Annotated in this window: 18 protein-coding genes; 7 read left to right on the forward strand and 11 right to left on the reverse strand. The window is 72.4% G+C overall.

Annotation, left to right across the window (positions count from 1 at the left end; genetic code table 11):
* The coding region (ahcY, locus tag A6A25_RS00005; RefSeq protein ID WP_073886312.1) for an adenosylhomocysteinase at positions 1 to 1,455 on the reverse strand (1,455 nt) is incomplete at its 3' end.
* Between the two features lie 132 nt (positions 1,456 to 1,587).
* On the opposite strand from ahcY, the gene A6A25_RS00010 reads away from it, so the two are divergent.
* A complete protein-coding gene (locus tag A6A25_RS00010; protein WP_241828438.1) occupies positions 1,588 to 3,975 on the forward strand; it encodes a hypothetical protein in 2,388 nt (795 codons plus the stop codon).
* Here A6A25_RS00010 and A6A25_RS00015 read toward each other — a convergent pair.
* On the reverse strand, positions 3,947 to 5,221 hold the full coding sequence (locus A6A25_RS00015) for a glutamate mutase L (protein ID WP_073885651.1): 1,275 nt from the start codon (positions 5,219 to 5,221) through the stop codon (positions 3,947 to 3,949). The two genes, A6A25_RS00010 and A6A25_RS00015, sit on opposite strands and share 29 nt — an antisense overlap.
* A 111-nt stretch (positions 5,222 to 5,332) precedes the next feature.
* Between A6A25_RS00015 and A6A25_RS00020 the strand changes: the two genes are divergently transcribed.
* Positions 5,333 to 6,853: an amino acid permease gene (locus A6A25_RS00020; RefSeq protein ID WP_073885652.1), complete on the forward strand. Its 1,521-nt coding sequence runs from the start codon at positions 5,333 to 5,335 to the stop codon at positions 6,851 to 6,853.
* Between the two features lie 57 nt (positions 6,854 to 6,910).
* On the opposite strand, the gene A6A25_RS00025 is transcribed toward A6A25_RS00020, so the two are convergent.
* From A6A25_RS00025 to A6A25_RS00055, 7 genes are all read right to left on the reverse strand, one after another.
* Positions 6,911 to 7,594, reverse strand: coding sequence for a Crp/Fnr family transcriptional regulator (locus tag A6A25_RS00025; RefSeq protein WP_241828439.1), 684 nt, complete (start codon positions 7,592 to 7,594; stop codon positions 6,911 to 6,913).
* Positions 7,595 to 7,975: 381 nt separating this feature from the next.
* On the reverse strand, positions 7,976 to 8,896 hold the full coding sequence (locus tag A6A25_RS00030; RefSeq protein WP_073885654.1) for a cation diffusion facilitator family transporter: 921 nt from the start codon (positions 8,894 to 8,896) through the stop codon (positions 7,976 to 7,978).
* Positions 8,897 to 8,938: 42 nt separating this feature from the next.
* Entirely contained in the window at positions 8,939 to 10,156 is a 1,218-nt protein-coding gene (gene manA / locus A6A25_RS00035; protein WP_073885655.1) for a mannose-6-phosphate isomerase, class I, read from the reverse strand.
* Between the two features lie 4 nt (positions 10,157 to 10,160).
* On the reverse strand, positions 10,161 to 11,237 hold the full coding sequence (locus A6A25_RS00040) for an SIS domain-containing protein (protein ID WP_073885656.1): 1,077 nt from the start codon (positions 11,235 to 11,237) through the stop codon (positions 10,161 to 10,163).
* 6 nt (positions 11,238 to 11,243) lie between these two features.
* Entirely contained in the window at positions 11,244 to 11,441 is a 198-nt protein-coding gene (locus A6A25_RS00045) for a Trm112 family protein (protein WP_073886315.1), read from the reverse strand.
* A gap of 5 nt (positions 11,442 to 11,446) precedes the next feature.
* Positions 11,447 to 12,799 carry a phosphomannomutase/phosphoglucomutase gene (locus A6A25_RS00050; protein WP_073886314.1) on the reverse strand — a complete coding sequence of 451 codons (1,353 nt, stop codon included), beginning with the start codon at positions 12,797 to 12,799 and terminating at the stop codon, positions 11,447 to 11,449.
* Positions 12,800 to 12,887: 88 nt separating this feature from the next.
* Complete coding sequence (locus A6A25_RS00055) at positions 12,888 to 13,247, reverse strand: DUF3499 domain-containing protein (protein WP_073885657.1); 360 nt, start codon at positions 13,245 to 13,247, stop codon at positions 12,888 to 12,890.
* A gap of 148 nt (positions 13,248 to 13,395) precedes the next feature.
* Between A6A25_RS00055 and A6A25_RS00060 the strand changes: the two genes are divergently transcribed.
* Positions 13,396 to 13,839 (forward strand): metallopeptidase family protein, encoded by a 444-nt coding sequence (locus A6A25_RS00060; RefSeq protein ID WP_053723291.1) that lies wholly within the window; start codon positions 13,396 to 13,398, stop codon positions 13,837 to 13,839.
* A gap of 121 nt (positions 13,840 to 13,960) precedes the next feature.
* Here A6A25_RS00060 and A6A25_RS00065 read toward each other — a convergent pair whose 3' ends face one another.
* On the reverse strand, positions 13,961 to 17,230 hold the full coding sequence (locus A6A25_RS00065) for a glycosyltransferase family 2 protein (protein WP_073885658.1): 3,270 nt from the start codon (positions 17,228 to 17,230) through the stop codon (positions 13,961 to 13,963).
* Positions 17,231 to 17,317: 87 nt separating this feature from the next.
* Complete coding sequence (locus tag A6A25_RS00070) at positions 17,318 to 17,623, reverse strand: WhiB family transcriptional regulator (protein WP_053723270.1); 306 nt, start codon at positions 17,621 to 17,623, stop codon at positions 17,318 to 17,320.
* A gap of 268 nt (positions 17,624 to 17,891) precedes the next feature.
* Here A6A25_RS00070 and A6A25_RS00075 point away from each other — a divergent pair, with 268 nt between their 5' ends.
* The 4 genes from A6A25_RS00075 to A6A25_RS00090 are packed head-to-tail and all read left to right on the forward strand — an operon-like array spanning position 17,892 to position 21,503.
* On the forward strand, positions 17,892 to 18,644 hold the full coding sequence (locus A6A25_RS00075) for a site-2 protease family protein (protein WP_073885659.1): 753 nt from the start codon (positions 17,892 to 17,894) through the stop codon (positions 18,642 to 18,644).
* A 24-nt stretch (positions 18,645 to 18,668) separates the two neighbouring features.
* Entirely contained in the window at positions 18,669 to 19,634 is a 966-nt protein-coding gene (gene cofD, locus A6A25_RS00080) for a 2-phospho-L-lactate transferase (protein ID WP_073885660.1), read from the forward strand.
* Positions 19,627 to 20,961, forward strand: a complete 1,335-nt coding sequence (locus A6A25_RS00085) for a coenzyme F420-0:L-glutamate ligase (RefSeq protein WP_073885661.1) — start codon at positions 19,627 to 19,629, stop codon at positions 20,959 to 20,961. The genes cofD and A6A25_RS00085 overlap by 8 nt, the downstream gene beginning before the upstream one ends.
* Positions 20,958 to 21,503 carry an NUDIX hydrolase gene (locus A6A25_RS00090; protein ID WP_073885662.1) on the forward strand — a complete coding sequence of 182 codons (546 nt, stop codon included), beginning with the start codon at positions 20,958 to 20,960 and terminating at the stop codon, positions 21,501 to 21,503. The genes A6A25_RS00085 and A6A25_RS00090 overlap by 4 nt, the downstream gene beginning before the upstream one ends.
* The last annotated feature ends 2 nt before the right edge of the window (positions 21,504 to 21,505 follow it).

Here is a 21,505-nt window from a genome sequence, read left to right on the forward strand (position 1 = left end):
GTAGTGCTCGGGCTTGTAGGGGCCCTCGACGTCCACGTCGATGTACTCGGCCTGGTCCTTGGTCAGCTTGGTGAGCTTGCCGCCCAGCGCTTCCAGGTGGATGCGCGCGACCTTCTCGTCCAGCACCTTCGGCAGGCGGTACACCTCCTTGTCGTACTCCTGGTACTTGGTGAACAGCTCGACCTGCGCGATCACCTGGTTGGAGAACGAGTTGGACATGACGAAGCTGGGGTGACCGGTGGCGTTGCCCAGGTTGAGCAGGCGGCCCTCGGACAGCACCAGGATGGAGTGGCCGTCCGGGAACACCCACTCGTCGACCTGCGGCTTGATGTTGATCCGCCGGATGCCGGGGAAGCGGGCGAGGCCGGCCATGTCGATCTCGTTGTCGAAGTGGCCGATGTTGCCCACGATCGCCTGGTGCTTCATGGCCGCCATGTGCTCGATGCGCACGACGTCCTTGTTGCCGGTCGTGGTGATCACGATGTCGGCGCGGTCGATCACGTCCTCCAGCGTCTGCACCTCGTAGCCGTCCATCGCGGCCTGCAGGGCGCAGATCGGGTCGATCTCGGTGACGATGACCCGGGAGCCCTGGCCGCGCAGCGACTCGGCCGCGCCCTTGCCGACGTCACCGTAACCGCAGATCACGGCCACCTTGCCGCCCATGAGCACGTCGGTGCCGCGGTTGATGCCGTCGATGAGCGAGTGGCGGATGCCGTACCGGTTGTCGAACTTCGACTTGGTCACCGCGTCGTTGACGTTGATCGCCGGGAACAGCAGCTCGCCGGCGGCGGCCAGCTGGTACAGCCGCATGACGCCGGTGGTGGTCTCCTCGGTCACGCCGCGGATGCCCTCGGCGATCTTGGTCCACTTGCCCTTGTCCGCCGCCAGCGAGGCGCGCAGCGTGCCCAGGAAGACCTTCCACTCCTCGGGGTCGTCGGCCTCTGGCTGCGGGACGACGCCGGCCTTCTCGTACTGCAGGCCCTTGTGGACGAGCATCGTGGCGTCGCCGCCGTCGTCCAGGATCATGTTCGGGCCGCCGCCGTCCGGCCAGGTCAGCATGGACTCGGCGGTCCACCAGTACTCCTCCAGCGTCTCGCCCTTCCAGGCGAAGCACGGGATGCCCTTCGGCTCCTCCTCGGTGCCGTGGGGGCCGACCACGACCGCGGCGGCGGCGTGGTCCTGGGTGGAGAAGATGTTGCAGGACGCCCAGCGCACCTCGGCGCCCAGGGCGACCAGGGTCTCGATCAGCACGGCCGTCTGCACGGTCATGTGCAGTGAGCCGGAGATCCGTGCGCCCTTGAGCGGGTAGACCTCCGAGTACTCGCGGCGCAACGCCATCAGGCCGGGCATCTCGTGCTCGGCCAGCCGGATCTCTTTGCGGCCGAACTCGGCCAGGGAGAGGTCCGCCACGGCGAAATCGATGCCGTTGCGGGTCTGGAGCCTCTCGGCGGTCATCGCGGATTCCTCCATTGTCGGGTCGACGAGCCGACACTACCGCCCGCCACGCCGGGCCACGGAGGTCGGCGGCATCTGCGCACCAATGGACCAGAGTAGGGCGAAGCGGAAGTGATGTTCGCGGGAGGACTTGTGCTGATTCCCGGCCCCGACACACGGGTGGTCGAACTGCGGGTGCACGGTGTCCAGGGCACCACCCCGCAGTCGCTGGTCGACGCGGTGGCGGCGGTGGACGTGGCGGGCGACGGGCTCGGCCGCGTCGTGCGGCCGGCCGACCGGCTCCGCAGACCCGCTCCCGGCCCGGTGCTGCAGGCCGCGGGACGGCCCGTGACCAGGGTCGTCGAGGGTTACGTCTGGGGCGCGATGACCTCCGGCGGCTGGGCCAAGGCCACCTGGGCGCTGCTCTTCCCGTTCTCGCTGGCGAACGTGGCGCACTGGATGCTGCCGCCCGTGCCGACCGGTTCGGTGCCCGCTCACCTGCTCGGTGTCGCGCTGCGCGCGTTGCTTCGGTTGGCCGCACTGCTGCTGACCGTGCTGTTGATCGCACAGCTCGAAGTGATCAGCCTGGACCTGGTGGCCGCGCAGTGCCTCGCGCCGGGCGCCGCGTGCCTGTGGGGCCCGTCGTGGCTGAGCACGACGCCGTGGGTGCGCGCCGTCGTGGGCTTGGCGCCGATCGCGCTGGCCGTGCTGGTGCTGCACCGGATGTCCAGTGTGGACTGGCGGATCGAGCGCAAGGAGGTGCCCGCGGCCGAGGGCGTGGGGTCCGGGTTGCCCGGCGCGCACGTGGCCACCGACCCGGACACGCCCGCGTTGCGGGTGCTGCACGTCGTGGCAGGCCTGGGCACGGCCGTGGTGGTCGCGCTGGGCGGGCAGGCCGGTCCGCTGCTCGCGCCCGGCTGGCACGGCGTCGCGATCACGGTGTGCTGGGCGGCGGGGCTGGTGCTGGTCGGGGTGGCGGCGATGGGCGCGATGCTGCTGGACGACCCGACGGGCGGTGCGCCGCACCGGGGTGGCCGGTGGCTGCGGGCGGCGTTGGGTCGCGGGCCGCGGCGGGTGCTGCAGGTGGTGGCGTGGGTGTCGCTGCTGGTCGCGGTCGCGTTGCTGGTCCGGCTGCCGGAGCGGTTGCCCGGCGCGGACCTGGCCGTGCAGATGGTGGCGGCGGTGGTGGCGCTGGTGTGCGTGTCGATCGCGGTGCTGCTGGTGCCGGCCGCGCTGCTGGCCCGGCGCACGTGGGCCGCGCAGCCGCGCGAGCTGCGGCCGTGGGCGGGCGGGTGGATGGCCGCTCCGGTGGTGGCGGTGGCCGCGCTGCTCGGCGGCGGGTTCGGCGCGGGGGTGGCGCTGACCGTGCGGTGGGCGCTCGGGCAGCACGGCGAGCTGCCCGGCGGGTACGACTACATCGCGCTGCTGTGGGGCGTGGCCGGGGTGCTGGCGTTCCTGACCGGGGTGGCGATGGCGGCGACCACCGGGATGATGCGGTGGAGCTCACTTCGGCGTGACAAGGAGTGGGCGCGTGAGGCGTCCTTGTTGCACGCGGGACGCGCACGGGATGCGAAGCGCGCTGCGCGGGCGTGGTGGTGGGCGCGGTGGCAGCGGCGGCACAGCCACCACGTGGTGCTGATCATGTCCTCGGTGTTGGCGGTCGGCGCGGTGCCGGCGGCGTGGCTGCGGCTGCGCGGGGTCGAGCCGCCGTCGTGGTCGCGGCCGGTGATCGGGTTCGGCGTGGTCGTGCTGGCGGCGCTGGCGCTGTCGCTGCTGCGGGCGGTGTACCTGGCGGCGCGGCGGCCGGACAAGGCGCGACAGGTGGGTGTGCTGGCGGACCTGGCGGCGTTCTGGCCGCGCGAGGCGCACCCCGTGGTGCCGCCGTGCTACGCGTTGAAGGTGGTGCCGGAGCTGGTCGCGCGGGTGCGGGAGCACCTGACCGACCCCGGCACGCGGGTCGTGCTCGCCGGGCACAGCCAGGGCAGCCTGCTCGCGGCGGTGGCGGCGGCACGGCTGCTGGAGGAGCTGCCCGCGAACGAGGCGGAACGGGTCGGCCTCGTCACCGCCGGGTCGCAGCTGCAGTGGGCGTACCCGCGGGCGTTCCCGGCGGTGGTGCCGCACAGCTCGCTGGAGTCGCTGGCCGGCCGGTTGGCGGGGCGGTGGCGTGCGCTGTGCCGCGGCACGGACGCGCTGGGTGGCGCGGTGATGACGTGGGACCGGCAGGTGTTCGACGGGATGCTGCTCGGCGCGGGTTTCCGGCCGGACGGCACGTCGGGCGCGTTGCCGCCGGCGCAGCGCGGTCCGACGGGCGCGCTGGTGCTCGGCGGCGACCACTGGCTGCCGGACCCGCAGCGGGGACCGTTCCCCGGTCGGCGGTGGGCACCGGGCGTCAACCGGCACGCCGACTACACCTCCGACCCCGAGTGGGACCGGGCGATCGCCATCGCGGCCGGGCTGGAGACGACGGAGCCGCCCGCGCCACCCGTGCTGCCGACCGCGCGGCAGGCACCGGTCAGGTCGCCGTCACCCGAAGCGACGTGAGCAGCCGGTCGGCCGCGTCCGTGCGGCCGGTCCCGGCGAGCAGGCCGGCGGGTGCGAGCACGTAGTCGCGGTCCACGGTGATGGCGGCGGTGCGCAGGACCGGGCGCAGGACGGGGTCGGCGCGCAGCACCCGTTCGACGTCCTCGGTGGAGTCGGCGTGCCGGAAGACGCCGCCGGACAGCACCAGCAGACCCGCGCCCTTCGGTCCGAGTTGACCGTCGACCAGTCGGAGGTGGCGGCGGACGGCCAGCACGGCGGCGAGCGCGGCGAGCCGCCGGTCCACGGTCGGGTCGTCCGGCAGCCACGTCACGTCGGCGGCCCGGGCGGCGGCTTCCTCGTGCAGCACGGCGGCTTCCGCCTTGTCGACCAGCTTCTCGGCCAGTGCCTCGGCCACCACGCCCGGCGCGGACCAGCGCAGGCCGAGGTCGCCCTCGACGGTGCGCCGGTCCGGCGGCAGCGCGACCGTCCGCTCCTGCTCCGGGCCTTCCACCACGGAGACCGCGGAGTAGACGTCGGTGGTGGCGCCGCCGACGTCCACGACCAGCACCGCGCCCTCCCGGTCCTGCAGCGCCAGCCGCGACACGCCGGTGAGCACGGCGTCGGGGGTGACGGCACGCACGAGCCCGCGGAACCTGCGGCCGCGGGACAGGCCCTTGCCGCCGATGACGTGCCGCAGGAAGACCTCGCGGATCGCCGCACGGGCCGGACCCGGTGCGAGCTCGCCCACGTCGGGCAGCACGTTCGCGGTGCGCACCACCGTGCGGTGCCCCAGCGCCTCGGCCGCCTCCGGCTGGGCTTCGACGTTGCCCGCGAGCACGATCGGGCAGGCGACGCGGTCCAGCGCGCGGGCGTTGTGCAGGAGCACCGACGCGTCGCCGCCGTCCGTGCCGCCGACCAGCAGGACCAGGTCCGGCCTGGCCGCGCGCAGCGCCCGGACGCCCGCACCGTCGAGCGGACCGGCCGAGACGTGCACCACCTTCGCGCCCGCCGACAACGCCACCCGGTACCCGGCCTCGGCGCTGACCAGCCGTTCCTGCCCCACCACCGCGAGCCGCAGCCCGCCACCGGCCGACGAGCAGGCCAGCGTGTGCTCGGCGGGGTTTAGCGCACCTGTGACGGCGTCAATACCTCGGAGCACCTCGGGCGGGGTCGTCGTGTGCTGCGCGGTACCCAGCAACTCGCCGTCCCCGGACACGAGGGCGCCCTTCGTCCACGTCGAGCCGATGTCGAGGCAGAGCACGGTCATGGTCGCGAAACTACCGGTGCCGCCGAATGTCGGTACCCACCTCTAGGCTGAACGGACCAACCGGGCGACCGTCCGCGGAACACCGGCCACCCGAACACAGGAGGCGAGACCGTGCCAGGCAACGGGCTGTGGCGCACGAAGTCGATCGAGCAGTCGATCGCCGACACCGACGAGCCGGGCACCAGGCTCCGCAGGGACCTCACCGCGTGGGACCTGACGGTGTTCGGCGTCGCGGTCGTGATCGGCGCGGGCATCTTCACGCTCACCGCGTCCACCGCGGGCAACCTCGCGGGGCCCTCGGTGTCGCTGGCGTTCGTGCTGGCGGCGGTGGCGTGCGCGTTGGCCGCGTTGTGCTACGCGGAGTTCGCGTCGACCGTGCCGGTGGCGGGCAGCGCGTACACGTTCTCGTACGCGACGTTCGGCGAGTTCATGGCCTGGATCATCGGCTGGGACCTGGTGCTGGAGTTCGCGGTCGGCGCGGCGGCGGTGGCCAAGGGCTGGTCGGTGTACCTGCAGACGGTGCTCGGGCAGGTCGGCGTGTCGGTCAAGACCACCGCGGCGGTCGGGGGCGTCGACGTCGACTGGGGCTCGTTGCTGCTGATCGCCGTGCTGACGGTGCTGCTGGTGATCGGCACGAAGCTGTCGTCGCGGGTCAGCGCGGTGATCACGGCGGTGAAGGTGGGCGTGGTGCTGCTCGTGATCGTGCTCGGCATCGGGTACGTCAAGGCGGCGAACTACAGCCCGTACATCCCGCCCGCCCAGTCCGGCGGCACGACCGCGACCGGGTTGGAGCAGTCACTGTTCTCGCTGGTCACAGGCTTCGAGGGCAGCACGTACGGGGTGCTGGGGCTGCTCGCCGCCGCGTCGCTGGTGTTCTTCGCGTTCATCGGCTTCGACGTGGTGGCGACGACCGCCGAGGAAACCCGCAACCCGCAGCGGGCCGTGCCGCGCGGCATCCTCGGGTCGCTGGCGATCGTGACCGTGCTGTACGTGGCGGTGTCGTTGGTGATCACCGGCATGCTGCCGTACGACCAGCTCAAGACCCAGCCGGACGGCACGCGGGCGACGCTGGCCACGGCGTTCTCGGCCAACGGCGTGGACTGGGCGGCCACCGTCATCTCGGTCGGCGCGCTGGCGGGTCTGACCACCGTGGTGATGGTGCTGATGCTGGGCCAGTCGCGGGTGCTGTTCGCGATGTCGCGTGACGGCCTGCTGCCGCGCGGCCTGGCGCGCACGGGCAAGCACGGCACGCCGGTCCGGATCACCGTGGTCATCGGTGTGCTGGTCGCCGTCGCGGCGGGCTTCTTCCCGGCGGGCAAGCTGGAGGAGATGGTGAACGTGGGCACGCTGTTCGCGTTCATCCTGGTGTCGGCGGGCGTCCTGGTGCTCCGCAAGACCCGCCCCGACCTGCCCCGCGGCTTCCGCGTGCCGTTCGTGCCCGTGGTGCCGGTGCTGGCGATCCTGGCGTGCCTGTGGCTGATGCTGAACCTGACCGCGCTGACCTGGGTGCGGTTCCTGGCGTGGATGGCACTGGGCGTCGTCGTGTACTTCGTCTACAGCCGCCGCCACTCCCTCCTGGGCCGCAAGGGCACCACCGCCGTGCCCGTGGTGAAGCACGACGAGATCCCGTAAACGCGCCGGGAGCGGCTTGATCCCTTCACCCGGACCAAGCCGCTCCCGGCCAAGCGGTCAGATTTTCGCGAACTTCCTCAGGGCTTCCAGATCGGGTACCAGGACGTCACGCCTCAGGTGACTGACCACCACCCCTGCCTTCCGCAGATCGGCGAACGCCTTCTCCGCCATCCGGGGCTTCAACCCGGCGACGGAAGCGAGTTCCACGTTCGTCAGCGGAATTCCCAGTCTCCACCCATGGGCCTCTTCACGGCCGTACGACTGCACCAACTCGGCCAGCGCCCTGGCCACCCGTTCAGAGGGCGAGTGGGACAGGAAATCACGCCTGCGCCGGTTCGCCCAGCGCAGCCGCTCGTTCATCACCCCGATAATCTCCACGAACGCGTCGTTGCGCCGGTGCAGGAAGCCCATCAGCTCACCGCTGGTGATCAGCTTCGCGACCACGTCGCCGCACGTGACGACGGTGGCCGAGCGCGGCTTCTGGTCCAGCGCCGCCATCTCGCCCACCAGGTCGCCCGCGACCCTGATCGCGAGCAGCGCTGTGCCGCCGGCCTCGTCCGTGGCTTGCACCTTCACCACGCCGTCGAGCAGCAGCAGGACATGGGTGTCCTTCGCATCCTGCACGATGACCTCCCGGTCGGCGGGGTACCGCACGACCGTGCCGATGTTCAGCAGTTCTTGTCGGGTGTTCTCCCGCAGGCGACCCAACAGGGTGTTGGTGGGCCATTCCGGGTCAACCACGCCGACCGATGCCACCGCCACAGCCGCAGCGCTGCGGGACGCTGTCGGCCGCCCGCCCGTGCGGGGGATGCCACGGTCCACGGAGATCCGCCTCGCCCCGGAGATAGGCGCGTCACGCGACGGACGCACCACCGACACCGGTCGGTGGGTCCGGCTGAGGATCTCGGCGACCACGTCCGCCGGAGCGCGGTCGCGGAGCGCGCGGACGTCATCGGTGCCGAACGAAGAATCTTCGATGAGGCTCTCGACTTCCGTCGATCGACTCGCAGCCCTCTCAGAGATTGCCATCTAGGAGGAGAAGGAGGGATCCTGACGTCGCACCCAGACGCCGGAGGGCGACGAGCCGCTGCGGCTCGTCGCCCTCCGGAACGGGCAGGCGCCCTAAGACTTGGTCAGCGACCGGTCCAGGTCGGGTTCCAGGTAGATCAGGCGGGCGGCCGGGACCTTGTTGCGGACGCGTTGCTCGGCGGCGTCGATGGCTTCGGCCACCTCGTTGATCGACAAACCCGAGTTCAGCGCGATCTTCGCCGCCACGAGCAGCTCGTCCGGCCCGATGTACTGGGTCTTGATGTGGATGACGCGCTGCACCTTGCCCGCCGCCAGCTCGTCCACGATCAGGTCCAGCTCCGCGGGCGCCGAGCCCTCACCGATCAGCAGCGACTTCATCTCCACGATCAGGATGATCGCGATGACGCCCAGCAGCACGCCGATGCAGAGCGTGCCGATCGCGTCCCACACCGGGTCACCGGTGAGCATCGACAGCCCCACGCCCATCAGCGCCAGGATCAGGCCGAACAGCGCGCCGGCGTCCTCCAGCAGCACGACCGGCAGCTCCGGCATCTTCGACTGCCGGATGAACTGCCACCACGTGGCGTCGCCCTTGACCGCCTTCGACTCCACGATCGCCGTGCGGAAGCTGTAGATCTCCAGGCCGATCGCGACGACCAGGATGGCCACCGCGACCAGCGGGCTGCTGAGTTCCTCGTGCGCCTCCAGCTTGTGGATGCCCTCGTACAAGGCGAAGACCGAGCCCAGGCTGAACAGGATCAGCGCGACGACGAACGAGTAGAAGTACCGGTCCCGGCCAAACCCGAACGGGTGGTTCGGGGTGGCCGCGCGCCGCGCGGTCTTCTGCCCGAGCAGCAACAGGCCCTGGTTGGACGTGTCCGCCACCGAGTGCACCGACTCGGCGAGCATCGATGACGACCCGGTGATCAGGAAGCCGACGAACTTTGCCACCGCGATCCCCGCATTGGCCACCAGTGCGGCGATGATCGCCTTGGTCCCGCCCCCTGCTGACACGGTTGCTCCCTACGCGCCCAAGTCCGAATTGTTGGTGTGACCCTACTCAACCCCGGGGGTCGCCCGGAAAAGCTGGGTGTCGACATCCGCTGTGACCAGCACCTCAGGGTCACGCGCGGGCAGCCACACGGACTGGCCCCGTGCCAGCTCCACGGTCTCGTCGCCGCACGTCAACCGCGCCCGGCCGCGTGTGCAGAGCAGGATCTGGGGCCCGCTGTGGTCCACCCGGACGCGCACCGACGGCCCGACCTCGATGCGCGACAGCTCGAATTCCGGGCACGGCGTCCGGTACGACCACAGCCCCGGCGAGGCCTGCACCCCGGTCTGCACGGGCATGTCGCCGCACGCGAAGTCCAGCACCCGCATCAGCTCGGGCACGTCCACGTGCTTGGGCGTCAGTCCGCAGCGCAGCACGTTGTCGGAGTTGGCCAGGATCTCCACGCCGGTGCCGTGCAGGTACGCGTGCAGGTTGCCGGCGGGCAGGTAGATCGCCTCACCGGGCTGCAGCACGATCCGGTTGAGCAGCAGCGCGGCCAGCACGCCCGCGTCACCGGGGTACGCCTCGCCCAGCTCCAGGATCGTGCGGCACTCCAGGTCGAACTCTCCGTGCTCCTTCACGTGCAGCACGCACGCGTCCAGCACCTGCGGCAGGAGCATGTCCAGCGCGGTCTGCGGCAGCGTGATGAGCGTGGTGAACATGGCGCGCAGGCCGTCGCCGTCCGGCTGGGCGGCCAGCAGCTCGGCGTACGGCGCGAAGTCCGGCGCGTCCAACGACCGCAGCAACGCCACCGTGCGCGCCGGCTCGCGGAACCCCGCCAGCGCGTGGAACTCGGTCAACGCGCAGATCAGCTCGGGCTTCGCGGACGGGTCCTTGTAGTTGCGGATCGGCGAGTCCATCGGCACGCCCGCCGCGTCCTCGGCGGCGAAACCGTTCGCGGCCTGCTCGGCCGACGGGTGCGCCTGCAGGCTCAGCGGCTCGTCCGCGGCCAGCACCTTGAGCAGGAACGGCAACCTGCTGCCCCAGCGGTCGGCGTGGCGGGTGCCGAGCTGGCCGTCCGGGTCGTCGGTGAGCAGGTCGAGCAGCGACCGCGCCTCACCGTCCGGTCCCACCACCCGTGACGGGTCGCCGGGATGGGCGCCCATCCACAGCTCCGCCTCCGGGTGCGGCGTCGGCACCTCCTTCCCGAGCATCTCGGCGATGGCGGTGCGCGATCCCCACGCGTACGCGCGCACCGCGTTGTGCAGCAGGTCCACAGTCATCCCCTCACACGGCCGGCGCGTACAGCCCGGGTCCGCCCAGCGTGCCCGCCGCCAGACCCAGGTACAGCGCGGCCAGCTCGAACCGCAGGGCCAGCAGCGCGGCGCACACCGCCTCGCCGCCGCTGACCTCCTCGGCCGGTTCGAGCACGTCGGCTCCGGACAAGGTCTCCATCGCGACCCGCCGGGCGAAGTCGGCCTGCGGGCCCTGTCGCACGGCCACCAGCAGCACGCGGACCAGGCCGTCGTGCTCGTCGTCCGGGTCGGCGAACAGGTCGGCACCGGACGTGCCGCGCACGGCCCGGCGGTGCAGCACCGACCGGGTCAGGGCCTGAGGATAGCCGGCCACGTCGCTCACCACGCCCGCGTGAGCCGCGAGGACGCCCGCACCGTGCGCGGCGACGGCCGTGGCCAGGTCGTCCAGGCCCCACAGCAGCGGGGTCCGCTCGGCGATGCGCAGGGCGAGCGTCTTCGCCGGGTTGACGAACGACTCGTGCATCGGGTGGCACCGCTCGGCCTCGCGGTCCAGCTCGTCCGCGACGGCCTGCACGTCCACGTCGAGCAGCCCCAACGACTTCAGCGCCACCACCCACGCGGCGAAACCGCGGGCGAAGCCGAAGCCCTGCGGCACCGGCACCCGCGGCGGGATGAGCAGCGCGTGCTGCGCGGCGGACGCGGCCACCGGGCCGTCCGGCTCGGCGGTCAGCAGCACCCGGGCGCCACGCCGGGCCACCCGGTCCACCGACTCGGCCATCCGCACGTCACCGGGGTCCTCGGAGTGCGCGAGGACGACGTCCAGAGCACCGACCCACGTCGGCACGTCGTCGGCGACCACGACCGGCACGGGGCAGCGCGCCCCGAGCAGCGCGGTCACCACGCCGGCGATCGCGCCACCCACACCTGGCCGCGTGACCAGCACCAACGCCCTCGGGCGCTCGGAGAACACCCGGTCGACGCCGAGGTCGCCGGCCGCCTCGGCGGTCGCCCGGACCTGCGCGCCCGCGCGTGCGGCGGCGCGCAGCAGACCCTCCCGGTCGGCGTCGGCGAGCCGGGACTGGTCGTCGAGGAGGCTGTCGTCAAGCACCCGAGCTCACCCGGCCGTCGGCTCGACAGCTTCGTCCAGCAGCAGCACCGGGATGCCGTCCCGCACCGGGAACGACCGGCCGCACGACGTGCAGGTCAGGTAGTCCGCGAGCGGGTCGGACGCGGTGCCGACCTTCAGCGGCGCGTGCTCCGGGCACGGACAGGCCAGGATCTCCAGCAACTGCGCGTCCAGTTGGACAGCCACGGCGCTCATCCCCTCACGATCGCCAGGACCTCGTCGCGCAGCGCCGCGACGGAGGCCGCGTCGGCGGCTTCGACGTTGAGCCGGAGCAGCGGCTCGGTGTTGGACGCACGGAGGTTGAACCAGGAGCCGTCCGGCAGGTTCACCGTGAGGCCGTCCAGCTCGTCCAGCTCGACGCCCTCGCGCGAGCCGAACTCGGCCTTGATGGCGGCCAGCCTGCCCTGCTGGTCGTCCACCGTGGAGTTGATCTCGCCGGACGCCGCGTAACGGGCGTAGTCGCTGGTCAGAGCGGACAGCGGGCCGTCCTGCTCACCGAGCGCGGCCAGCACGTGCAGCGCGGCCAGCATGCCCGTGTCGGCGCGCCAGAAGTCGCGGAAGTAGTAGTGGGCGGAGTGCTCGCCGCCGAAGATGGCGCCGGTCTTGGCCATCTCCTCCTTGATGAACGAGTGGCCGACGCGGGTGCGCACCGGCACGCCGCCGTGCTCGCGGACGATCTCCGGCACCGCGTGCGAGGTGATCAGGTTGTGGATGATCGTGCCGCCGGGGTCCTTGGCCAGCTCGCGCACCGCGACCAGGGCCGTGATGGCGGACGGGGACACCGGCTCGCCGCGCTCGTCCACCACGAAGCAGCGGTCCGCGTCGCCGTCGAACGCGACGCCCGCGTCCGCGCCCTCTTCCTGGACGCGTTTCTGCAGGTCGACGATGTTCTTCGGGTCCAGCGGGTTGGCCTCGTGGTTCGGGAAGGTGCCGTCCAGCTCGAAGTACATCGGCACGATGTCGATCGGCAGGCCCTCGAACACCTTGGGCACCGTGTGGCCGCCCATGCCGTTGCCCGCGTCGACCACGACCTTCAACGGCCGGCTGCCGCTCAGGTCCACCAGTTCCCGCAGGTAGGCGGCGTAGTCGGTGAGCATGTCCTGCTCGGTGACGGTGCCCCGGGTGACGCCCTCGGCGTCCGGCACGCCCTGCTCGGCGTCCTCACGGATCTGCGCCAGGCCGCTGTCCTGGCCGACCGGCGCCGCGCCCGGGCGGCACAGCTTGATGCCGTTGTACTTGGCCGGGTTGTGGCTGGCGGTGAACATCGCGCCGGGCAGGTCGAGCTTGCCGGAGGCGAAGTACAGCATGTCGGTGCTGGCCAGGCCGATGCTGACCACGTCGACGCCCTGCGCCGTGACGCCCTCGGCGAACGCCGCGGCCAGGCCGGGCGACGAGTCGCGCATGTCGTGCCCGATCACCACGGCGGGTCCGCCGACCAGGCGGGCGAACGCCGCACCGAAGTCGCGTACGACGTCGGCGTCGAGCTGCTCGCCGACGACACCGCGGATGTCGTAAGCCTTGACGATGCCGGACAGATCGCGCACGGCCACACTCCCAAGTTGGCTCTTGACACTGCCTTGGGAAGCCTACCGGCGCGCGCCTCGGCGTCGTGTCCGGTCGCTGGGTCTTCGTTCAGTCTTCGTTCGGATCGGGCAGAACGCGCAGGTGGCCGCGTCGGATCGTGCCCGCGGGCAGCTCCGGCAGCTCGACCTGCGGTGTGGCCCGGCCCGCCTCGCGGACCGCCTCGGCCAACGCCGTCAAGTCGTCCACGGTGGGTTCGGGGGCGCGGAACTCGCCCTGGTGCCGGACGACCTCCCAGCCGCGCGGCGCGGTGAGGCGCAGGGCGTGCTCTTCGCAGAGGTCGTAGGAGTGCGGTTCGGAGTAGGTCGCGAGGGGTCCGACGACCGCGGTGGAGTCCGCATAGGCGTACGTGAGCGTGGCGACTGCCGGGTTCGCGCACCCGGTTCGCGAGCACCGTCTCACGCTCCGCACGGCGGGGACGATATCGCGTCCCGCGCGGCGTGTGTTGGATTACCTCCGGCGCGGCGCTGGCGGTGGTGCCGCGCTCGGGCAACTTGCCTGGTCGCGGAGGTACGTGGACGGGGCCGTCCGGCGGACAACTACCCTCTACCCCGTGGTGATGGCTCGGGGTTCACGGCGGCAGGGCGCTCCGCGGCGACGCAACCGCGACCGGCACGGTCGAGGGCTGCGCGGCCCCCTCTACCCGGCCACGTTGCCCGCGGCCCGGAGTCGGGCGGAGCGGTTCGACGCGCTGGTGCTGGAGGCGTTGGAGCCGATCGAGGCGCGGTGGCGGACCGAGCTCACGCAGCTGGACGTCGCGGTGGACGACGTGCCGGACATCCAGTCGGGTGATGACGGCGACGTGGTGGAGGACGGCAACGTGCCCTTGGCACGGCTCGTACCCGCCGGCGCCGACCGCCGTGCCCGGATCGTGCTGTACCGACGGCCTCTGGAGGCGCGGGCCAAGGACGGCGCCGACCTGTCCGACCTGGTGCACGACGTGCTGGTCGAGCAGGTGGCCAACTACCTGGGCCTGGACCCGGACGTGATCGACGGCGACTGACCCGAGCGTTCAACTCGGGGTACCCGAACGTAGGACACTCGCGTTCCGAACGTTGGACTCTCGCGTGTGTCCTACGTTCGCGTCGCGTGTGTCCTACGTTCGGAACAGGTGAGTTGAACGTTCAGGGGCGACGGCGGGACGGTAGGGCGGTCAGGAACGTGAAGAGGGCCGCGGCGGCCTGGAGCAGCAGGAGCAGTTCGCGCAGGGTCGAGGACACCTCGACGCGCACCTCCGAGGCCGTGGTGGGCACCGTCACGCCGACCAAGTGGCCCCAAGCACGCACGATCGTCGTCTCACGGCCATTCACCCAAGCCCGCCACCCCGGCTCCTCCTCCGCCGCCAACACCAACAACCGCCCCTCGGGCCCCTCGGACACCCGCACGCCGACCTCCGGCGGAGCGGCTTCAACAGGAGCGATGCCCGGCGCGCCCAGCTCGACAGGAGGGTTGCCGCCGGTCCGGGCCCGCCGCGCCAGCTCCGGTGACAGCAGCACAGCATTGCCCGCCGCCAACTGCACCCGCAGCACCGGTCGCCCGTCCGACATCGCCGGCGTCACGGCCACCAGCTCGCCCACCGCCTCGCGCACCACCTGCGCGGTCTTGCGGTCGGGCGCCACGACGAACGCCACCCCCGAGGCCGCCGCCTGCGCCAACGCCGTCCGCGCCGCCGACGCCGACCCGCCGGTCAGATCGCGCGACCACCGCTCCAGCCGCGCGGTGGCCGTCGGCGCGGGCACCAGGTCGTCGTCACCGAACGCGGGAAGCCGCCCCGCCACCAGCCTCGTCGGCGTGCCCAGCACCAGCACCGAACGCCCGGTGGACGGCACCTCCTGCGCCAACGTCGACGGCAGCCGCGCGCCGTCCGCCGTCAACGCACCCGAGCGCAGCCCGACGAACCCGGCGCACGCCAACCCGACCACCGACAGCACCCCGACCACCGACACGACCCGCCGCACCGGCACCGTGCCGACGTCCCGCCGGAACGCCGACAGCACCACCCACAGCAACCCCCACCCGACCAGCACCAACGGCCCGCCGGTCCACCCTGGTGACGCGTCGCCGCCGGGCAGCGGCGCCACCACCACGGTCCGCAGCACGATCACCGCGAACCCGCCGAGCACCACCGCCGCCCAACCCGCCAGCATCGACCGCGACGGCCGCAGCACCGCCGCGACCAGCGCGAACCCGACCACCACGAACCCCACGAACGGCACCGAACCCGTCCCGCCCGGCCGCAGCGACAGCAAATCCACCAGCCCCACCGCGGGCGACGCCACGAACGCGCCCACCCCGTGCAGCACGACGGCCGGGTTCTGCAACACCACCGCCGGCCACGGCAGCAGCAGCGCCATCGGCAGCAGCACGACCATGAACAGCGACGCCACCCGCCGCCGACCGTCACCGTGCCGCCCGGGCACCACCACGAACCCCACCAGCGCCGCCAACGCCACCAGCCCGTGCACCAACGGCGAGAACGCGCCGACCGCCGCCAACGCCAGCGCCGTCCCCGACGCCACCGGCAGCCACGACGCGCCCGCCCCACCCCGAAGCACCGCGGCCACCCCGGCGAACACCACCGGTGCCAGCACGTGCACCACGACGACGTCCAGCCGTCCCTGGCTCACCGCCGCCGTCGCCGCCGGCAGCAACGCGTACGCCGCCGCCACCAAGGCCCGCACGGGTCGCCGCACGGGCATCCGCCGTGACGCCGCGTACGCCGCCAACCCGGCCAGCGGCGCGTCGCCGAGGAACAGCAACGCCACCAGGGTGGCGGGCGACCCGACCAGCACGCCGACCGTCCCCAGCACGGCCAACGCCGCCGGTGCGGGCGCGGTCGTGCCACCGGCCACCGGGTGCCACGCGGCCAGGTACGACGACCAGGTGCTCTCCAGGTCACCGACCGGCAGCAGCCGACCGCCGCTCAGGTCGAGCCCGATCCGCGCCGCGTTGGCCAGGATGCCGAACACCGTCAGCCCCACGACCAGCAGCAACGGCGGCCCGAGCACCAGCGACCACAGCACGCGCGCCCGGTCGACCTCCACGAACACCACACCGGGCGCACCGGGAGCACGCGGCACGGGCGAAGGACGGGGACGCGGCGAAGGGCGTGGCCCGGGTGGCGCCTCCACCGGCACGGCCACCACAGGCCGGCGCAACCCGCCGGTCGCCCGCACGGGACGCCGCCGGGACAGCACACCGGCGGGCAGCGCCGACGGGCCGACCACCGGACGCTCCACTTCGGACGGAAGCGCCCACGCGCCCGGCCGCGCGTCGTCCTCGGGCAGCCGCCCCAACGCCAGGTCCGCCTCGACCCGACGCCGCACCAACGCCGCCGACGCGCCGCGGATCGCGTTGCGCAACCGGGTGATCCGGCTGGTGAACAGCCCGCGCACGACACCGTGCGCCGGTCGTTCGGCACGTCCCGCCACCAGCCGCGCCCGCCCGCTCAGCAGGTACCGCAGGGCGCCGATCTCGGCCCGCGCGTCGGAAAACCGGCGCAGCAACAAAAACCCGATGGCGCGCAGGAACGCGAGCACCGCGAACCGGGGCAGCCCCAGCACGAACGACAACGTCCCGCAGTTGAGCAGGAACGTGCGCAACCCGTGCGCCCGGTCCACACCGCGCAGGGCCGGCCCGGGAGGCGCCGCCGCCGCGTCCAACCGCCGCACGCCACGCCCCGCCGCACGCGCGTGCCGCAGCCGTGCCACCGGGACCGACAGCACCAGGTGCCCGGCGAGGTTGGCGCGCCAGCCGAAGTCGATGTCGTCGCGCAGCAGCGGCAGGGCGCGGTCGTAGCCGCCGAGTTCCTCCCACGCCGTGCGGCGGATCAGCGACCCGGCCGACGGCACCGCCAACGCCTCGGTGCTCTGCCGGAACGACCCGGCCAGCTCGACCCGACCCATGCCGGTCTGCCGGTGGCCGGACGCGTCGGTCGACAGCGCCGCCTCCACCACGAGCCGCGGGTCGGTCCAGTCCAGGCTCAGCGGGCCGAGGACGGCCGCCGACGGCGACACCTCCGCCGCGGTCAGCAACACGGACAGGCAGTCCGGTTCCGGCGCGCAGTCGTCGTGCAGCAGCCACAGCCACGCGCCCGGATCACCCCACCGCTGCACGGCGTGCTCCACGGCGGCGTGGACGGCCGCGCCGAAACCGGTGCCGCGGGGCAGCGTCAGCACACCGTCGATCACCCGATCGGGACCTTCGGAGGCGTCGGCGAGCAACTTCGCGGTGCCGTCCACGGAGCCCGTGTCGACGGCGATCACGTGCCGCGGGCGCGGCTGTTGGCGGCGCAGCGCGGACAGCGCCGTGCCCAGCCACCGGTCGCCGTCGTGGCACACCAGTACCGCCAGCACGGGCGCGGTGCGCAGCCGCGGAGTGGCGCCGCTCGTCAAGTGCCGCTCCTAGTTGCTCCGACTACGCCGTGGGACGACCACGGTAAGCCAGAGCACGGGGCGCGAGCGATCACCCGTGCGCATCGATCACACGGCGCGCTTTTTGAGCTTCCTCCGCTCACGCTCGGACAGGCCGCCCCAAATGCCGAAGCGCTCGTCGTGCTGCAGGGCGTACTCCAGGCATTCGGAGCGCACCTCACAACCGAGGCAGATCCGCTTGGCCTCCCTGGTCGAGCCGCCCTTCTCCGGGAAGAACGCCTCCGGGTCGGTCTGCGCGCACAGGGCGCGCTCCTGCCAGTCCTGCTCATCGGCCGCGTCGAACAGGTCGAGTACGACCGGCTCCGGTGCCGGGACGTCCCCGTCCACGATGCGACCCCCGTCGAATTCCTGCATAGTCCGCCTCCTCGCCTTCCGCTCTCCCCGGTTGGCGGACACCACTCGCCGTCCCCACAACGACGAATGACACCGATGTGATTACACCTGTGTCACAACACGCGGTCAAGCGGAGTCCACAGGACGGGGGATATTCCTGCGGATGGCGCGAAAAGCCTTGACTAGCAGCACAGACGGTGATTGAGGAGGTGCTCGCAGCGATAATGGCTGCGCGGATGGCCTAGTGGACGCCTGTGAAGCACCGGCGCCGGGACGTCACACTGGTGGGGTGAAGCGATCAGCGGTGCGACCGAGTCCACTGTTCCTCAGCCTGCTCGCGGTGACGGTGGCAGGCGCCGTGCTGACCCTGTTCGACGACTCCACCGCCGCGCTGACCGCGGGCACCGTGCTGTTCGTGCTCGGCGGCTGGGCGGTTTCACTGTGCCTGCACGAGTTCGGTCACGCGATCGTGGCCTACCGCGGCGGCGACTACGCCGTCCAGGCCAAGGGTTACCTGACCCTCGACATCCGCCGCTACACCGACCCGGTGTTCAGCATCGTGCTGCCGTTGGTGCTCTTGGCGTTCGGCGGCATCCCGCTGCCCGGCGGCGCGGTGTGGATCAACCACCACGCGTTGCGCGACAAGCGGGTCGAGTCGATGGTGTCGTTGGCCGGACCGCTGAGCAACCTGGTGCTGGGCATCCTGCTGTCGCTCTCGGTGATCCTTTTCACCCCGCCGGTGGGTTTGGCCGCCGCTCTGTCGTACCTGGCGGCCGTGCAGATCCTCGCGTTCGTGCTCAACATCCTGCCGATCCCGGGCCTGGACGGGTGGGGCGCGATCGAGCCGTACATGTCGTACTCGGCGCGGCAGTTCGGCGCGAAAGCCCGGATGTGGGCGCCGTTCGTGCTCTTCGCCGTGCTGATCGGGTTCCCGACCATCGGCAGGCTGTTCTTCGAGGCCGGGTACGGCGTGTTCGAGTTGATCGGCGGCGACCGCTGGCTGGCGGCCGACGGGCAGGGCACCTTCCTGTTCTGGCGCTGAGCGCCGGTGGGAGGATGGCGACTCGTGAAGGTCGTCGTACTGGTTGGCGGAGTTGGCGGGGCGCGGTTCCTGGTCGGGCTGAAGAGCCTGCTGGCCGGTCCGGAGCACGAGATCACCGCCGTGGTGAACACGGGTGACGACGTGTGGATGCACGGGTTGCGGATCTGCCCCGACCTGGACACCTGCATGTACACCCTCGGTGACGGGATCGACTCCGAGCGCGGGTGGGGTCGCGCGGGCGAGACGTGGTCGGTCAAGGAGGAGCTGACCGCCTACGGCGCCGACCCGACGTGGTTCGGGCTGGGCGACCGGGACATCGCCACGCACCTGGTGCGGACCCGGATGCTGCGCGCGGGCTACCCGCTGTCGGCCGTGACGGAGGCGTTGTGCCACCGGTGGGAGCCCGGCGTGCGGCTGCTGCCGATGTCGGACGACCGGGTGGAGACGCACGTCGTCGTGACGACCGAGGAGGGCGAGAAGGCCATCCACTTCCAGGAGTGGTGGGTCAAGCACCGGGCCGGGCTGCCCGCGCGGTCGTTCGCGTCGGTCGGGGTGGAGACGGCGACGCCCGCTCCCGGTGTGCTGGACGCGGTGCGCGACGCGGACGCGGTGCTGATCGCGCCGTCGAACCCGGTGGTGAGCGTGAACACGATCCTGGGCGTGCCGGGGGTGCGTGACGCGTTGCGCAAGACCGAGGCGGGTGTGGTGGGGCTGGCGCCGATCGTCGGCGGCAAGCCGCTGCGCGGGATGGCGGACGCGTGCCTGTCGGCGATCGGCGTGGAGACCTCCGCCGAGGCCGTCGGCCGGTACTACGGGTCGCGCAAGACCACCGACAAGGGCGTGCTCGACGGCTGGCTCGTGCACACCGGCGACCGCTCGGACGTGCCGGGGGTCGCGGTGCGCGCGGTGCCGCTGCTGATGTCCGATGTGGACGCCACGGCGGCGATGGCGCGGGCGGCGCTGGAACTGGCCGGTGTCGACGTTGACTGACCACGCGGCCGGTTCGCCGATCACGTTGTTGCCGGTGACCGGTTTGCCGGAGTTCCGGCCCGGCGACGACCTGGCTTCCGCTATCGCTTCGGCCGCGCCCTGGCTGGCTGACGGCGACATCGTCGTGGTGACGTCCAAGGTGTTGTCCAAAGTGGAAGGTCGGCTGGTGTCGGTGCCCGCCGACCCCGAGGCGCGCGACGCCGTGCGGCGTGAATGGGTCGAGGCCGAGTCGGTGCGCGTGCTGGCGCGGCGCGGGCGGACGTTGATCACCGAGAACAAGCTGGGGATCGTGCAGGCGGCGTCCGGTGTGGACGCGTCCAACGTCAACGGCGACGAGATCGCGTTGCTGCCGGTGGACCCGGACGGGTCGGCGGCGGCGTTGCGGGCGGCGTTGGCGGCGGCGTCGGGCGTGTCGGTGGCGGTCGTGGTGACCGACACGATGGGCCGGGCGTGGCGGGTGGGTCAGACCGACGCCGCGATCGGGTCGTCCGGGCTGGCCGTGCTGCACCGGTACGCGGGGTCGGTGGACCGTTACGGGAACCCGTTGGTGGTGACCGAGGTGGCGGTGGCCGACGAGATCGCGGCGGCGGCCGACCTGGTGAAGGGCAAGCTGGGCGCGGTGCCGGTGGCGGTGGTGCGCGGGTTGCCGTTCGCGGACGACGGTTCCACCGCCCGTGAGCTGGCCCGGCCGGTGGCCGAGGACCTGTTCCGGCTCGGGACGGCGGAGGCGGTCGCGCAGGGGCGGGCCGAGGCGGTGTTGCTGCGGCGTTCGGTGCGGGCTTTCGCCTCGTCGCCGGTGTCGGTGGACGCCGTGCGGCGGGCCGTGGCGGCGGCGTTGACCGCGCCCGCGCCGCACCACACGCGGCCCGTGCGGTTCGTGCGGTTGTCCGAGCGGCGGGACGTGCTGCTGGACGCGATGGCCGACCGGTGGCGGGCGGACCTGCGCGGTGACGGGTTGTCCGAGGATCGGGTCGCGGCCCGGGTCGCTCGGGGTGACTTCCTGCGGAACGCGCCGGAGATCGTCGTGCCGTTCCTGGTGCGTGACGGTGCGCACGCGTACCCGGATCCGCGCCGGGCGGAGGCCGAGCGGACGATGTTCACGATCGCGGGCGGTGCGGCGGTGCAGGGGCTGCTGGTGGCGTTGGCCGCCGAGGGGCTCGGGTCGTGCTGGGTGTCGTCCACGATCTTCTGCGCGGACGTGGTGCGTGACGTGCTGGGGCTGCCGGCCGACTGGGAGCCGTTGGGTGCGGTGGCGATCGGGCACCCGGAGGCGGAGCTGACGCCGCGGTCGTTGCCCGAGCTGGACGAGAGGTTCCTGGAGCTGTGAGCTTCTCGGCGTTGCACGCGGACGCGGTGGCGGCGTTGGGCGCCTGGCGTCCGGCGGACCCGGCGCAGGAGTCGCTGCGGCAGGCTTACCTGGGGTTCCTGGCGGCGCGGGAGGACGCGTGCCGGCGGTCGTGCGAGCCGGGGCACATCACCGCGTCAGCGCTGGTGGTGGACGCTTCCGGGGAGCGCACGCTGCTGACCCTGCACCCGCGGGTGGGGCGTTGGCTGCAGTTGGGCGGGCACTGCGAGCCGTCCGACACGACGCTGGCCGGTGCGGCGCTGCGTGAGGCGACGGAGGAGTCGGGCATCTCCGGCCTGCGCATCTCGCCCGTGCCGGTCCACCTGGACGTTCACCCGATCACGTGCTCACTGGGCAAGCCGACCCGTCACTTCGACGTCCGCTTCCTGGTCCGCGCCCCGCTCGACGCCGAACCGTCCCGCAGCTCGGAATCCCTCGACCTGGCCTGGTGGCCCCTGTCCGCCCTACCGCCCGACGTCGACGACCTGCACCCCCTGATCGCCGCCACCACCCCCCACCTCTGACC

The organism is Saccharothrix sp. CB00851 (genome assembly GCF_001905065.1).
Taxonomy (GTDB): Bacteria; Actinomycetota; Actinomycetes; order Mycobacteriales; family Pseudonocardiaceae; genus Actinosynnema.

Excerpts from the sequence above, each read along its gene's own strand:
- A6A25_RS00015 (WP_073885651.1), bottom strand. The coding sequence starts at position 5,221 with ATGACCGTGCTCTGCCTCGACATCGGCTCGACGTGGACGAAGGGCGCC.
- manA (WP_073885655.1), bottom strand. The coding sequence starts at position 10,156 with ATGACTGTGGACCTGCTGCACAACGCGGTGCGCGCGTACGCGTGGGGA.
- A6A25_RS00060 (WP_053723291.1), top strand. The coding sequence starts at position 13,396 with ATGGCTCGGGGTTCACGGCGGCAGGGCGCTCCGCGGCGACGCAACCGC.
- A6A25_RS00070 (WP_053723270.1), bottom strand. The coding sequence starts at position 17,623 with ATGCAGGAATTCGACGGGGGTCGCATCGTGGACGGGGACGTCCCGGCA.